The organism is Chryseobacterium gilvum, assembly GCF_025628965.1.
In the GTDB taxonomy this organism is placed as follows: Bacteria; Bacteroidota; Bacteroidia; order Flavobacteriales; family Weeksellaceae; genus Chryseobacterium; species Chryseobacterium gilvum.
In genome coordinates, this window is record NZ_JAOTEN010000002.1 from 319,891 (window position 1) to 335,255 (window position 15,365).

The 15,365-nt window shown below is 36.6% G+C and carries 10 protein-coding genes; 8 read left to right on the top strand and 2 right to left on the bottom strand.

Going from position 1 to position 15,365, the window contains the following annotated elements; genetic code table 11:
• Nucleotide 1 precedes the first annotated feature (1 nt).
• Nucleotides 2-1,243, bottom strand: coding sequence for an OmpP1/FadL family transporter (locus N0B16_RS08090; RefSeq protein WP_262990306.1), 1,242 nt, complete (start codon nt 1,241-1,243; stop codon nt 2-4).
• Nucleotides 1,244-1,519: 276 nt separating this feature from the next.
• Here N0B16_RS08090 and N0B16_RS08095 point away from each other — a divergent pair, with 276 nt between their 5' ends.
• The 6 genes from N0B16_RS08095 to N0B16_RS08120 all read left to right on the top strand — a co-directional run bounded on the left by N0B16_RS08095 (nt 1,520) and on the right by N0B16_RS08120 (nt 10,141).
• Complete coding sequence (locus tag N0B16_RS08095) at nt 1,520-2,911, top strand: PSP1 domain-containing protein (RefSeq protein WP_262990307.1); 1,392 nt, start codon at nt 1,520-1,522, stop codon at nt 2,909-2,911.
• Nucleotides 2,904-3,365, top strand: a complete 462-nt coding sequence (locus N0B16_RS08100; protein WP_262990308.1) for a gliding motility lipoprotein GldH — start codon at nt 2,904-2,906, stop codon at nt 3,363-3,365. Before N0B16_RS08095 ends, N0B16_RS08100 begins: the two co-directional genes overlap by 8 nt.
• An 8-nt stretch (nt 3,366-3,373) precedes the next feature.
• Nucleotides 3,374-5,755 carry a penicillin-binding protein 1A gene (locus N0B16_RS08105; protein ID WP_262990309.1) on the top strand — a complete coding sequence of 794 codons (2,382 nt, stop codon included), beginning with the start codon at nt 3,374-3,376 and terminating at the stop codon, nt 5,753-5,755.
• Between the two features lie 77 nt (nt 5,756-5,832).
• Nucleotides 5,833-7,374 (top strand): protein adenylyltransferase SelO, encoded by a 1,542-nt coding sequence (locus N0B16_RS08110; RefSeq protein WP_262990310.1) that lies wholly within the window; start codon nt 5,833-5,835, stop codon nt 7,372-7,374.
• 78 nt (nt 7,375-7,452) lie between these two features.
• On the top strand, nt 7,453-8,790 hold the full coding sequence (locus N0B16_RS08115; protein WP_262990311.1) for a WD40/YVTN/BNR-like repeat-containing protein: 1,338 nt from the start codon (nt 7,453-7,455) through the stop codon (nt 8,788-8,790).
• A gap of 76 nt (nt 8,791-8,866) precedes the next feature.
• A complete protein-coding gene (locus tag N0B16_RS08120; RefSeq protein WP_262990312.1) occupies nt 8,867-10,141 on the top strand; it encodes a DUF6080 domain-containing protein in 1,275 nt (424 codons plus the stop codon).
• Nucleotides 10,142-10,199: 58 nt separating this feature from the next.
• Here the strand turns inward: N0B16_RS08120 and N0B16_RS08125 are convergent, their stop codons facing one another.
• Nucleotides 10,200-10,730, bottom strand: a complete 531-nt coding sequence (locus tag N0B16_RS08125) for an SPOR domain-containing protein (RefSeq protein ID WP_262990313.1) — start codon at nt 10,728-10,730, stop codon at nt 10,200-10,202.
• A 183-nt stretch (nt 10,731-10,913) separates the two neighbouring features.
• On the opposite strand from N0B16_RS08125, the gene N0B16_RS08130 reads away from it, so the two are divergent.
• Nucleotides 10,914-12,275: a c-type cytochrome gene (locus N0B16_RS08130; RefSeq protein WP_262990314.1), complete on the top strand. Its 1,362-nt coding sequence runs from the start codon at nt 10,914-10,916 to the stop codon at nt 12,273-12,275.
• Nucleotides 12,276-12,298: 23 nt separating this feature from the next.
• A complete protein-coding gene (locus N0B16_RS08135) occupies nt 12,299-15,346 on the top strand; it encodes a TAT-variant-translocated molybdopterin oxidoreductase (RefSeq protein ID WP_262990315.1) in 3,048 nt (1,015 codons plus the stop codon).
• Nucleotides 15,347-15,365: the final 19 nt, after the last annotated feature.

Below are 15,365 nucleotides of genomic sequence, written 5' to 3' on the forward strand. Positions count from 1 at the left end.
ATCAATTAATAAGGTTATAGGATAAACCTAGACCGAAATAGAAAGCCTGAGCTTTTGCCTGCCCGTAGAAACCAAGATAGTCGTTTTTAACATCTCTGCTTTGTGGCATTACATATCCTCCTGCAACGTCAACTCCGAATTGTTTTACCTTGAAGCCTAAACCTCCGGTAACGACAAAAGAATTAAATGATGGTGTTTCAGGAATAAAGTTTGAGTCAGTATATGGAGATTCATCATAATATGCTCCGAGACGGCCAAAAACCATACTGTTAAACATATATTGAGTTCCCAATCTGAAAGTCTTGGAGTTTCTGAAATTTTTAGGAGCAACCAAAATTGTAGCATCCGGTTGATTTCCGATTGGTGCATTCGCAAAATCCAATGTCAACCTGCTGTATCGTTCCCACCCATGGTAGTTAAAGTCTGCAGAAACCAACCATTTGGGAGTGATTTTATACGTTAAACCGATTGTATATTCTTCTACAAGCGGTAATGTAGCTGTGAATTTATCCTTTCCTTCGCTGTTTAACCCCAATAATCCATTAATGGTATTCTGTGCAGGGAATTTGAAGGTAGCCGTTCCGTCTTTAGCCTTCATATCAACCGCTGAGCGATAAGCAACACTCACATCAAGCTTAGGATCAGGTCTGAAATAAAAACCAAAACCAAAACCATGACCGCTTGCTTTTTCATCATTGATATTGACTGTACCGCCAAACTGCGTTACTCCTTTATCCCAGTTTACTGATCCTCTCGCATAAATATAACTCGCCCCAAAAGATAACCAAGGTGCCATTTTCACAGACACCATCGGCTGAAAATAAAAGCTTTTCAGCTCAAGTTTCTGCACCATTTCTTTTCCTTCCCAATCATACGGATATTCAATTGTACTTCCGAAAGGAGTTGTGATGCTTAATCCAATTGATAGATTCTCGATCGGCTTAAAGGCAATCGCAGCATAAATAGGTGTTCCAAGAGGATTATCTGTCTCTGTGCTGTTTAATGTATTCAAGTTCTGAAAAGTAACTTTATTACTTGCTCCGAAGCCTCCTGCTGCAATACTTAATCTTGAAGGAATGAATGACATCCCTGCCGGATTGAAAAAAGCAACACTCGCATCTTCAGCATGAGCGCTTGTATGCGCCATTGCCAACTGTTTTACCCCTTGCAGCGAAACCCTGAAGCCTCCTGCGTATGATAAAACCCCAGCCAACAAAGCAGTTGATACTAATATTTTTTTCATAGACTATTATTATATAAGCCAAATATAAAATTATTTTAAATACACCTGTTAATATTTCTTAACATTTTAAACATTACCTTAAAAGAAAATTATGTTTAAAATAGCATTTTAAATAAATCATTTGTTAACTTATTATTAATGAATGAAATAGAATATATATATTCTGTTATTTTTTATTTTGTTTAATATTAAACATTTAACAAAATGAATATTTAGTATTTTTAGAATTATGTAAAGATAAAAATCAATAAATTTGCAAGATCAAAAAATAATTATATGAGTTGTGGATGCAAAACATCCGGCGATTCTGCACATTCTTGCGGAACGAAATCCGCGAATGGCTGTGAAAGTGTAAATACCTGTGGTAATAGTTATAAATTAAGTGTTTTCGACTGGCTGTCTAACGTACAGAATCCTGTGTCAAACAGGTGTGATTTTGTAGAAGTTAGATTTAAAAATGACAGAAAATCGTTTTATAAAAATGTAAACAATATCCCTTTACACATAGGTAGTGTAGTAACAGTAGAATCTAGTCCCGGACATGATGTAGGTGTGGTAACACTCACCGGAGAATTGGTGAAAATTCAGATGAAAAAGAAAAGATTTTCTGAAGAAGGATCATTCAAAATATACAGACTGGCCAACCAGAAAGACATTGAAGTATGGCAGGAAGTCAGAAAAAAAGAAGACACCGTAAAAGTCGAAGCCCGAAAAATCTCCCACAGATTGGGTCTCGAAATGAAAATCACCGATGTGGAATACCAAGGTGATGCGTCAAAGGTTACTTTTTATTACACTGCTGATAATCGCGTAGATTTCAGATTGTTGATTAAAGAATTTGCCGGTACTTTCAGAACGAAGATCGACATGAAGCAGATCGGTTTCCGGCAGGAAGCGGCAAAAATCGGTGGAATCGGGTCTTGTGGAAGAGAATTGTGCTGTTCTACATGGCTTACAGATTTCAGATCTGTCAATACCAATGTTGCACGATATCAGCAATTGAGCATTAATCCTCAAAAGCTGGCTGGCCAATGCGGAAAGCTGAAATGCTGCCTTAATTACGAGCTCGACAGTTATCTTGATGCCTTAAGCCATTTTCCATCTTCTTCTACGATGCTGGACACGGAAAAAGGGAGAGCATTTTGTATCAAAATAGACGTTTTCAAGAAGAAAATGTGGTTTGCCTATGTAGACAGTTCCATGGCGTGGTACGATTTCGATATTGATTTGGTTAAAAAACTGATCGCTACCAATAAAAAAGGAGAGAAAATACTTCCTCTTGAAGATTTGAAAGTTCCTGATATTGCTTTGCCAAGTGTAGATCTTATTCAGGAAAACAGCGTAGATCGATTTGAAAAGAAAAACAGAGGTTTCAACAAAAACAGAAATCAGAATTCTAATCAAAACCAAAACCCGCATCAGAACAGGCCTCAAAATCAAGGTCCTAAGAAAAGACCTGAAAGAACGGAAAAACCTGAAAACTCTGACAGACAGAAGAATACGAATCCCAATGCGAATCCGAATCAGAACCAAAGACCTGCAAAACAGCAGCCTCCAAAAGTTCAGCTGGAAAAAGCAGAAGTACAGAATGATTCTGAAAAGCCTCAGCAACCTCCAAAAAAGAAATTTAAAAAGAAATTTCCTCCAAAAAAAGATAATAATGTATAGAGTTTTAGGACTATTCCTCCTTATTTTTTTAGTCGGTTGCAACACTTCGGGAGAAGATGTGATGATGAATGCCGTTAATAATAAATGGAATAAAAAAACGGAGCAGAAATTTAATCTTGATATTAAAGATCCTCAAAATCCTAAAAATATTATATTTGTTGTAAGAAATAATAATGATTATCCATACAGCAATATCCGGTTCATTGTTAATCTGAAAAATTCCAGATTGAAAACAAAGCAGACCGATACGCTGAATTATGTGCTTGCAAAACCTAATGGAGAATGGTTGGGAACAGGCTTTGGAGAAACAAAGGAGATATTTTTTCAATATAAATTAAAGTATAAATTTCCGGAAAAAGGGATCTATGAAATTGGCATTATGCAGGCCATGAGAAATGACAACCTTCCGGGAATTGAAGATATAGGCATAAAAGTAGAAACGGCAAAACCGTAATCACATACATGGAAGAAAACAAGCAAAATACCGGAACCCGCGGAAAAACCTTCCCGCTTCCGCCAAAAAAAAACAATAAAAATTCATCCTGGAAAAAGTGGGTGAAGTTTATCTGGATTGGTTTTATTGCAGTCGTTTTAGGAATTTCAGGACTTTTCTTTGCGGTATCACAAGGCTTTCTTGGTGAAATGCCGGATGTAAAAGAGCTAGAAAATCCGGACATTTATGTCGCTTCACAGATTTACTCCTCAGACGGTATTCTTTTAGGTAAATTTGAAAAGGAAAAAACACAGCCCGTTACCTATAAAGAATTGCCACCCTATCTGATTTACGCTTTACAGGCGAAAGAAGATGAGCGATTCAAAGAGCATTCCGGGATTGATTTAAAATCCATCTTAAGAGCTGTACGATATGGCGGAGACCGAGGTGGGGGATCTACGATTACACAGCAGCTTGCGAAATTATTATTCACAAAAGAACCTTCTAGAAACCCGGTAAAAAGAGCTATTCAAAAGCTCAAAGAATGGGTCGTTGCCGTAAGCTTAGAAAAAAGATATACGAAAGAGGAAATCATTACGCTGTATTTTAATAAATTTGATTTTACCTATAATGCCAATGGAATTGAAATGGCGTCTAAGATTTATTTCAACAAATCTACTGCACAGCTCACTTTACCTGAAGCGGCTGTCTTTGTAGCCATGTTGGAAGCTCCTATTGCAAACAACCCGCTGAGAAATCCTGATAGAGCAAAAAGAAGAAGAGATGTGGTATTGTCACAAATGCTTGAGACAGGCTATGTAGATCAAACAACATTTGATAAGGCAGTTGCAACCCCTATTAGTGTTGATTATCATCCTATTAAAAATATTACCGATGATTATTCAGCCTATTATAAGTTTTATCTTAAAAAAGAGATTGATAAATATCTTGGAGATTACGAAAAGCAAACCGGTAAAAAGCTTAATCTTTATAAAGACGGTTTAAAAATATTCGTCACTCTGGATTCAAAAATGCAGAAATATGCTGAAGAATCGATTAAAGAACATTTAACAGATCTTCAGAAAAGATTTGATTCTGAGCAGAACAGAAGAAAAGGAAGGCCTTTTTATTATCTAAACGACAAGCAGATCAATGACGTTATGATGCAGGCTGTACGAAGAACAGGACGTTATAAACAGCTAGAAAGAGCAGGAATTTCACAAGATTCCATTTTATTGGAATTCCATAAACCCGTAAAAATGACCCGTTTCACTTGGGCAGGAGAAGAAGAAGTAGAGATGTCTCCGTGGGATTCCATCAGATGGCACAAGCAGATTGCACAGGCAGGCTTGATGTCTATGGTTCCCGGAACAGGCGAAATTAAAGCCTGGGTAGGAGGAATCAATTGGCAACACTTCCAGTATGACCATATCAAACAGGGAAAAAGACAGGTAGGATCTACCTTTAAACCTTTCGTATATGCAACCGCTATTATGAAACTGGGTTTAACGCCTTGTTCTACTATATCCAATGCAAGCTTTAATAAAGGGTCTTATCACGTTCCTGGAAGAGGCGGAATGCTCACTTTAAAAGATGCTTTGGCACATTCTCAAAACCCTGTAGCACTTCGTCTTGCCGAAATGACAGGAACAAAAAGTGTAATACAGACCGCAAGAGATCTAGGTGTTACTGAAGAAATCTCTACCAGTTTGCCAATGGCATTGGGTTCATCAGACATTACCATTTATGAGATGTTGGGTGCATACAGTACATTTGCCAACTACGGAAACTACAATAAACCGGAAATGATATGGAGAATCGAAGATGCTAACGGAAGAGTGATTAAAGAAGTCAATGCCGAGCCAAAAGAAGTGATGAATCCAAATTATGCGTACACCATGATCGAACTGATGAAAGGAGTTGCTCAATTCGGGACCGCTTCGGGCGAACTTGGAAGAAAAGGAATCTCAAAAGAGGTGGAAATTGCCGGTAAAACAGGAACTACCCAAAATAACTCAGACGGATGGTTTATGGGAATTACTCCAAAACTGGCCACAGGAACCTGGGTAGGCTGGGAAGACAGAGCCACTCACTTTTTGGGAACCGGTGAAGGACAGGGGGCAAAAATGGCATTACCAATCTGGGCAATTTTTATGAAAAAGGTGTGGGCAGATAAAAGTCTTAAAATCTCTCCTGATGATAAATTTACGAAGCCAAGCGACTGGAAAGACGGCTGTACCAATCTTCAGGGTCTCGGAAGCGGATACGGAGACGACGGTGGACTTCAGACGATCGATGAAATTAAAAACCCGCGACAACCAGACCCAGCTAAGAAAAATAATTCCGGTAAAAAAGAAGAGAACGTGAATGAAAACCTGAATACCGGAGAAGACATAGATTTCAATAAATAATAAATTATTATAATTATCATAAAACCTTTCAATTACTGGAAGGTTTTTTGCTGCCCTCAAATCAATACCTTTGAATTATGAATATTAAAAATATCAGACAGCCTTTTATTGAAAATTTTCCCGGAGATTTTTCAAAAAATCCCATTCAGAGAACAACGCCAAAAGTTTTGTTTTCTACAATAGATCCTGTTGGTTTTGATAATCCTGAATTAATTATTTTTAATGACAAATTATCTGAAGAAATTGGCTTGGGCAATTTTGATGAGCAGGATCTTAATTTTCTTGCAGGAAATCATTTACCTGAACATATAAAAACATACGCAACCGCCTATGCGGGACACCAGTTTGGAAACTGGGCAGGACAATTGGGTGATGGAAGAGCCATTCTGGCCGGAGAAATTATCAATGAGACAGGGAAAAAAACAGAAATCCAATGGAAAGGAGCAGGAGCAACACCCTATTCCCGCCATGCAGACGGAAGAGCCGTTTTAAGATCATCTGTAAGAGAATATCTGATGAGTGAGGCGATGTACCATTTAGGAATTCCCACTACACGAGGTTTAAGTTTATGCTTTACTGGAGAACAAGTTGTGCGTGACATGATGTACAGTGGAAATCCGCAGGAAGAAAAAGGGGCTGTAGTTATACGAACTGCTGAAAGCTTTTTACGTTTCGGACATTTTGAACTTATTTCTGCTCAAAAAGAAATTGATCTATTGCAAAAACTTACCGATTTCACGATTGAAAATTATTTCCCTGAAATTATTTCAGAAGGAAACCAAAAATATAAAGATTTTTTCAGCACCGTTTGCACAAGAACTGCAGATCTTATGGTTGAATGGTTCAGGGTTGGTTTTGTGCATGGCGTTATGAATACCGATAATATGTCGGTTCTCGGTTTAACGATTGATTATGGTCCGTTTTCAATGATGGATGAATATAATCTGAATTTTACACCCAATACCACCGATCTTCCAGGCAGAAGGTATGCCTTTGGCAAACAGGGTCAAATTTCACAATGGAATCTATGGCAGCTTGCCAATGCATTATTTCCTTTAATTAAAGATGAAAAATTCTTAGAAGAAACCTTAAATATATATGGAACCTATTTCTGGGAGGCACACGATAAAATGCTTTGTAATAAATTTGGGTTTGATAATTTATTGGAAAGTGACGAAGAGTTTTTTACAAACTGGCAAAATATGATGCAGGAACTGCAGCTTGATTATACTTTATTTTTTAATCTATTGGAAAAGAGAGATCAGAGTTTAGATACACTATCAGCGTTTGAAACTATTTCATATACTGTATTAAATGACCAAAAAGTAAAAACATTAGAAAAACTTCTCACAGCATATGATCTTCGATTAGAAAAAAATAGCTTTTCAAAATTTGATTCTTTGAAATTGATGCAAAAAACAAATCCGAAATTTATTCTAAGAAATTATTTGCTTTTTGAATGTATTCAAGAAATAAATACCGGAAAAAAAGAAATGCTGAAAAAACTCACCAGAGCTCTGGAAAATCCCTACGAAGAAATCTTCCCGGAATTTTCTAAAAAAAGACCCGCAGATTATGATGATATTTCAGGATGTTCAATGCTTTCTTGCAGCTCATAATGTTAAATTCTTGAAAATATTCAATATTTTTTTAATTGTTCAAAAATTTTTATTTAATTTTAGCAAAAATAAATTCTTATGAAAAAAATTCTACTTTCTGCTTTTGCAGTAATGATTAGCGCATCTGCGTTTTCGCAGTCTTGGGTTACACAAAACTCTGGTTTCGCTACTCCTTCCAGAGGAATTTCCGGGATGGAAGTATATGATGCCAATACTACTTGGGCTTTTGCTTATGATGGCGTAACTTCAACCAACAATATCCAGGAGTTTACAAAAACATCTAATGGTGGTACAACCTGGACAGCAGGAACAATTAATATTGGAGAACCTGGGCTTCACATTACAAACATTTCTGGAGTTAGTGCAGCCACAGCTTGGGTAGGCGCATTTGACAATACTGATGGATTAGGTGGAGTATGGAAAACTACTGATGGAGGGGTAACTTGGAACAATCAGCTTATATTGAGTACTTTTGGTGAATCATGGACCAATTTTGTTCATTTCTTTGATGCTAACAATGGAATTATAGGTGGCGATCCCGAAAATGGTGAGTTTGAACTTTATACAACCTCTAACGGAGGTACTACGTGGACAAGAGTTCCATTTGCAACTCTTCCAAATCCATTAGCATCTGAGTATGGTTATAATTCAGGATATTATGCAGTAGGAAATAATATTTTCTTTTATACCGGTAAAGGAAGAATTTTTAAATCTACTGATAAAGGTTTGACGTGGAATGTTGCTTTTACGGGGTCAACCTATGGGATATCAGATTTTGGAGGCGCATCCGTAAGTGGAGATATGGCTTGGAGTGATGCAAATACAGGTATTGTTCTTAAAAAGAATTTTACTGGAACATTGCCTACAGCAATTGCACTATATAGAACTACTGATGGTGGTACCACTTGGAATACAGTAACTTTTACTGGAATTACTGCCGCTAATAATATTAATGATATAACGTATGTTCCAAATACTAATATTTTACTTGCAACAAGTTCAGCTGGAGGGTCATGGAAAAGTATTGACAATGGGACAACCTGGACATCAATCGACACTGGAGTTCAACATTTAAGTGTTAGATGCTCTAGTGCAAGCAACTGTTATTCAGGAGGGTTTAACACCAGTGCAATCGCAGGAGGTATGTTTAAATTATCTTCATCTCTTGGAACAAACGATTTAAGCGTAACCGCAAAATCAACAAGTGTTTATCCTAATCCAACAAAAGGAGAAATCAATATTAAATCTGATAGCAAAATAAAATCTACAACTGTTTTTGATCTTTCTGGTAAAAAATTACTTCAGACAAGTTCAGACAAAGTAATAAATATCGGTGCTTTTGTTAAAGGTACATATTTGGTAAAAGTGGATTTCGCAGACGGATCTACAAAAACAGAAAAAGTAATTAAAGACTAATTATTATTCTTCGAATTATATACAAACTCACCCAATTGGGTGAGTTTTTTGTTTTATTTTTGCAAAAATTAAAACCGTGTCATTAAAATCGAAGCTTAATCATTTCTTTAAAATCGTTTTCCCCTCCACCTATATAGAATTTGGAATGTTCATTTTCTTTCTTACCACATATGGGATCTTGGGTTCTTACATCGCGTTAAATTATACCATAATTTTTGATATCAGAATCCCTTGGGATGCCTATTTTAGTTTTGATAACAAAGCTATTGTGATGACAGGCGGAAGCTTTGAAAGGCACCCTTTATCCTACTATTTTTTTAACTGGATTCATGATCTTATCTTTCTTTTCACAGATGGTAAAACCAATGCTAATTTTAGACTAATCCTAGCATGGTTAAGCAATATTACCATCAGTTTAAGCCTTTTACAGGTTTATAAATATCTTAAAAATATCATTCATCTGAAATTAATTCTATGCATATTGATTATAGCATTTTTCAGTATCTTTTCAACCAATATTTTACTTTCTTTCACTCCTGAAACCTATACCTATACCCTATTCTTATTGGTTTTATTTAATCATTACACTGCAATACAGTTTAAAAATGATAAAAAAATAGCCGGTTTAGCACTTGTTTTAGCAGGAATTACAATTGGTGGACTTACCATTACCAATATTGTGAAAGTGTATATTCCAATTTTATTTGAAAAAGGCTTATTTAAAAACTGGAAAAAATTTGGTAATGCAATTCTTAGAGTAACCATTTCATGTATCGCTTTTATACTTTTATATTTAAACAGAATTGATTTTGAATATAAAAACATCCTCTCCAAATCTGGGGAACAATATGAAAAATTCTCCAATGTAAGATCAACACCGATATGGTATATGATCGTCTCCTATTTTTTTGGCGGAAATATACTTTTCCCAAGCTTTTTCATCAGAGAAAAGCACAATATGAAGGGATTTTACTTTAAAGCAGTCTTTATGGAGGTGTATTCTTCTGCTTTTTCTTATATTTTTATCGGGATACTGATGGTTTTAATTTTTTGGAGTTACTTCAAAAATTTTAAAAATAAATGGGTTCAGGTGCTTATGATATCTTTTTTTGTTGACATCTGTATTCATTGCATTTTGAGATTTGGGCTTCATACCTCTTATATTTATGGCGGCCATTTCATTTTTATTTATCCAATGATGATAGGATGGCTTCTTTTTGCTTATAAAAGCTCTCCGAAAATACTTTCATGTATTACGCTTATAATTTCGATTTTATTGCTGTATTTATTACTCAATAATTACTACAGAATGATCGATTTCTTTGCTTTTTTAAATCAATATTATCAGTAAAAAAAAGCGTCCGTAAAAATTATTACGGACGCTTTTTATGTTAAATTAATTATGGATTCTATTTTGCTTCTGAACAAAAAATTCTATACTGAACCGGCATTGCAGATTTAAAATATTCTTTTACCTTTGAAAGGTCAGAAGCAGCACTCTGTTTGGTAAAATAGCTCCCTGCAAGAATCTTGTAATTCGGTCGTAATGAGGCATCTGTCTCTACTTTCAGGTTAGGAAATCTCCTTCTGAAATACGTTTTTACTTCATTCGCTTCTTCATTGCTTTTTACCGTAGTAATCTGAATTTTAAACCCTAAAATCCTCGGGTTTTTCCTGCAGATTTCAGCATTGGTAAGCTCACGGTTCGGAACGTAGATTTTGGTTGGCCGTGCCGGTACATCCGTATCAAAATTGGTATTGTTAACAACTACCTTAGAACATTTTTCTTCGAGGTTTGTCATCGCGTCATTCACCCTTGAATCCATTGTAATGGTAAGTTCGGTACCCGATAAGGTATCTTTTTTAACAACCTGCTGTGCCTCAAGGTTATAAAACCCCACTAAAGCAAATATCGAAAATATTTTGATCAAATGTCTCATTTAAACTTATTTCTGCAAATTTAGAATAATTTAAAAATATAGCAACCATGGTTATTTAGAATAGTTACAAATTAAACACATATGACATTTTACCTTTTGTTAAAGCCGTTAAATTCCTGTTAAAAATATTATTTTTGCCGAATTGATTACACATTCAATATTTACTAACATAAGATAATTTAAATGATTAGTTGGAGAAAGCATTATAAAAAAGGGCTGATTGCAATAGGTTTATTGTTATCGACAAGTGCTTCAATTTACGGGCAAGACGGCGATCCTAAAAATGGCGAAAAACTTTTTAAAGCAAATTGTACGGCATGTCACGCTTTAGACAAACAGGTTGTAGGACCTGCCTTGAAAGGGATTGTAGAGCGAGTGAAAACTGAAGCGGGGCTCGACAAAGATTGGCTTCATAAGTGGATCAGAAATAACAAAGAACTTAGAGCATCCGGTGATAAGTATGCCAATGAAATCTTTGAAAAATTTAATAAGACTGAAATGCAGGTCTTTCCGAATCTTACCGATAAGGATATTGATGATATTTTAGCCTATACTACTAATCCTCCGGTAGCTGAACCTGCACCTGCAGCAACAGATGCCGCTTCAGCAGCAGCTACAACCGCAGCACCTGCAGATAAAACAACTACGAATATTGTAATCATCTCACTTTTAGCCATCGCAGCTTTACTGGTTTGGATCTTAATCAAACTGAGACAGCTCGTAAAATTAGGCCAGTCTGAAGATTTGGCAGGGCTTAACGAAAGCAGAGTGAAGTCGTTTAGCGAAATCTATGCTAAATACCATTACATAGGAAAAGGGTTATTGGCAATTCTTGCAATATTAGCAACATACGGAATTTGGAACTGGATCATGTGGATCGGGGTTTACAAAGGATATAAGCCGGAACAGCCTATTTACTTCTCTCACAAAATTCACGCAGGAGAAAATAAAATCGACTGTCAGCTGTGTCACTCAAGTGCTAAATACGGTAAAGTTTCAGAAATCCCTTCAATGAATGTTTGTATGAACTGTCACAGAGCTATTTCTGAATATAACGGTAAATACCTTGAGACAGGAAAAGACAAAGCATTCTATGACGGGGAAATCAAGAAGATTTACGAACATACAGGCTGGGATCCGGAAAAACAACAATATACCGGTAAAAATACCTCACCGGTAGAATGGACGAGAATTCACAATATGCCGGATTTCGTTTACTTTAATCACTCTCAGCACGTTATAGCCGGTGAAAAGGCAATTATCAATTCATTCAACAAGAAAAACCCTGATAACAAAATCGATGTAGTTTGTAAAGCATGCCATGGTAAAATTGACACCATGAATGTGGTACAGATGGCCAACGATTTCACAATGGGATGGTGTATAGAATGTCACAGAACTACTGAAGTTGATATGAACAACGGTTATAATAAAGAATACTTCAAAAATCTACACGAAAAGCTTAAAAAGCAATACCCTCAAGATGGTGGTAAGATTACTGTAGATGCAATCGGAGGTATTGAGTGTGGTAAATGTCATTATTAATAACTAAAAAATTAGAAGTATAAATGGCTTCAAATAAAATACAATTTAGAAGTATTCACGAACTTAAAGATCCGGCCCTAAACGGTAAGCTGGCTCTGAAAGAGTTTCAGGAAGAAATCCCGGTAGAAGATTTTTTAGGCGATGCTGAAAAAAACGATTCCGGTACCTCAAGAAGAGATTTCTTAAAGTTATTAGGATTTTCTACAGCAGCAGTAACTTTAGCGGCTTGTGAAGCACCGGTAATTAAAACGATTCCTTATGTGGTAAAACCGCATGATATCATTCCGGGAGTGCCTAATTATTATGCATCAACGTATTTTGACGGTTTCGATTTTGCAAGTGTTTTGGTTAAAACCCGTGAAGGAAGACCGATCAAAATAGAACCGAATCCTGCGGCGGGAGATTTAGGAAAAACCAATGCAAGAGCTCAGGCAAGTGTACTTTCTCTTTATGATAACGATAAAGTAAAACAGCCAAAGCTTGATGGCAAAGACGAAACCTTCGATAAGGTAGATGACTTTGTGATCAAAGGATTAAACGAAGCTCAGGCTTCAGGTAAAAAGATTGTTCTTTTATCTCACTCTTTTGCTTCTCCTACTTTCAAAAAATTATTTACTGATTTTAAATCTAAATATCCTACTGCTGAACTGGTAACCTATGATGCTTTCCCATATGCAGCAGCTTTGGATGCCGCTCAGGAAGTATTTGGTCAGAGAGCATTACCTGTGTATGATCTTAAAGGTTCTCAGCTGGTAGTATCTTTCCAGGCAGACTTCTTAGGAGAATATAACGCGGCGAGCCTTGAAGCTTCTTATGCAGCGGCAAGAAAGCCGGGTCCTACCATGTTAAGACATATTCAGGTAGAATCCAACATGTCAATGACGGGAGCAAATGCAGATTCAAGATTCAGACTAAAGCCAAGCGCTGTAAACAAAACATTAGTTGAAGTGTACAATGCAATCGTTGGCGGAGGTGCTGCTTCTGATAAGATTGCTTCTAATATTGTTAAAGAATTATTGGCAAAAGGAAACAAAGCAGTTGTTTTTGCAGACGGTTCTAAAGGATCTCAGGTTTTGGCTCATTTAATCAACCAAAAATTAGGTTCGGTAGCGTTCACCGGAAAAGCAAACTTCCTGAAAGAATTTGACAAAGCAAGATTTGAGGAATTTTTAGGATGGATCAATGGCGGACAGGTTGGAGTATTAATTACAAACAATGTAGACCCGATTTATTCTTATCATAAAGGTCAGGAATTCAAAAAATCTCTTTCCAAAGTTCCTTACGTAATTGCTGTTGCAGACAAGAAAAACGAAATGTATAAGGCAGCTAAAGCTGTTATTCCTGTAGCCAACTGGCTAGAATCATGGGGTGATATAGAGCCGCAGACAGGAGTGTATACTTTAATGCAGCCAACCATCCAGAAAATATACAAATCAAGACAGATTGAAGACTCTCTATTGGTTTGGAAAAATGGAAAGAACAATGCTGCAAACAATTATTATGATTATTTAAAAGCAAATTCTGCTTCTGTATTAGGAGGAATTTCATTCAACAAGGCTTTATACAACGGTGTGATTGCTTCAAATAACGCAGTAACATTATCGTATACCGGCGGAAACGCGGCACAGGCTCTTGCTGAACTAGGAAACTTTAAAGCTTCAGATTTAGAATTAGTTTTATATACAAAAACTTCTATTGGAGACGGAACGCAGGCCAACAACCCTTGGCTGCAGGAATTACCGGATCCGTTGACCAGAATGTCTTGGGATAACTATCTCACCATTTCTCCGAAGGATGCCGAAAGATTAGAAATAGATAATGATCTGAATGCAAGAATGCAGCTGGATGGTTCTATTGTTAATCTTACAGTAAACGGAGTAAAAATAGAAAATGTTCCTGTATTTGTTCAGCCGGGACAAGCAGACGGATCAGTTGGTCTTGCATTAGGATATGGTAAAAAAGATTCCGGGGCAACTGCAGATACAGGTGTGAATGCTTATCCTTTATTTGACGGTTCCAACCTTGTTATTTCTAATGTAAAAATAGAAAAAACAGGCGAAAACCATGAGTTTGCAGGTATCCAGCTTCAAAACACGTTGATGGGCCGTTATGATATCGCTAAAGAAGTTCCGTTAGCGGAATATCTAAATGTAGATTTCGATGACGAGCATCACGGATGGAACAAGCCATTGGAATACCACACGATAAGCGGAGCGCTTCCGGCGGGTAAAATTGACCTTTGGGATGCATTTGATGATACAGATGGGCCGCACTTCAACTTATCAGTAGACCTGAACTCTTGTACAGGTTGTGGCGCATGTATTATTGCTTGTCAGGCAGAAAACAACGTTCCTGTTGTTGGTAAAGAAGAAATCAGAATGTCAAGAGATATGTATTGGTTAAGAATTGACCGTTACTACTCTGCTAAAGAAACAATTGAAACCCAGGAGGGAGTAGAAAGAGGCTTAAACGTTCCTCAGTTATATGATATCTTAATTCAGCCAAACGAAAGTCCTGATGTTATTTTCCAGCCGGTAATGTGTCAGCACTGTAACCACGCACCTTGTGAGACTGTATGTCCGGTTGCGGCTACTTCACACGGTAGACAGGGGCAAAACCATATGGCTTACAACAGATGTATCGGTACAAGATATTGTGCAAACAACTGTCCGTATAAAGTAAGACGTTTCAACTGGTTTACCTATAACCTGAATGATAAATTTGATTTTAATCAAAACAATGATTTAGGAAGAATGGTGCTTAATCCGGATGTTGTAGTAAGAACAAGAGGGGTAATGGAAAAATGTTCATTATGTATCCAGCAAACTCAGGCAACTATCCTAAATGCCAAAAAGGAAAACAGAAAAGTAACCGACGGTGAATTTAAAAAATCAGTAGCATGTGCAGCAGCATGTCCTACAGGGTCACTTACTTTTGGAGATATGAATGACAAAGAATCTGAAGTGAGAGAACTATACTCCAGCAACAGAAGATATTATTTACTGGAAGAGATCGGAACAAAACCAAATGTGTTCTATCACACTAAAGTAAGAAACAGAGCAGAAAATTAAAGTTTAAATAATAAATAGG

What these genes read in the sequence shown, in the direction of transcription:
- N0B16_RS08090 (WP_262990306.1), bottom strand. Translation starts at nt 1,243, where the DNA reads ATGAAAAAAATATTAGTATCAACTGCTTTGTTGGCTGGGGTTTTATCA.
- N0B16_RS08095 (WP_262990307.1), top strand. Translation starts at nt 1,520, where the DNA reads ATGAGTTGTGGATGCAAAACATCCGGCGATTCTGCACATTCTTGCGGA.
- N0B16_RS08100 (WP_262990308.1), top strand. Translation starts at nt 2,904, where the DNA reads ATGTATAGAGTTTTAGGACTATTCCTCCTTATTTTTTTAGTCGGTTGC.
- N0B16_RS08105 (WP_262990309.1), top strand. Translation starts at nt 3,374, where the DNA reads ATGGAAGAAAACAAGCAAAATACCGGAACCCGCGGAAAAACCTTCCCG.
- N0B16_RS08110 (WP_262990310.1), top strand. Translation starts at nt 5,833, where the DNA reads ATGAATATTAAAAATATCAGACAGCCTTTTATTGAAAATTTTCCCGGA.
- N0B16_RS08115 (WP_262990311.1), top strand. Translation starts at nt 7,453, where the DNA reads ATGAAAAAAATTCTACTTTCTGCTTTTGCAGTAATGATTAGCGCATCT.
- N0B16_RS08125 (WP_262990313.1), bottom strand. Translation starts at nt 10,730, where the DNA reads ATGAGACATTTGATCAAAATATTTTCGATATTTGCTTTAGTGGGGTTT.
- N0B16_RS08130 (WP_262990314.1), top strand. Translation starts at nt 10,914, where the DNA reads ATGATTAGTTGGAGAAAGCATTATAAAAAAGGGCTGATTGCAATAGGT.
- N0B16_RS08135 (WP_262990315.1), top strand. Translation starts at nt 12,299, where the DNA reads ATGGCTTCAAATAAAATACAATTTAGAAGTATTCACGAACTTAAAGAT.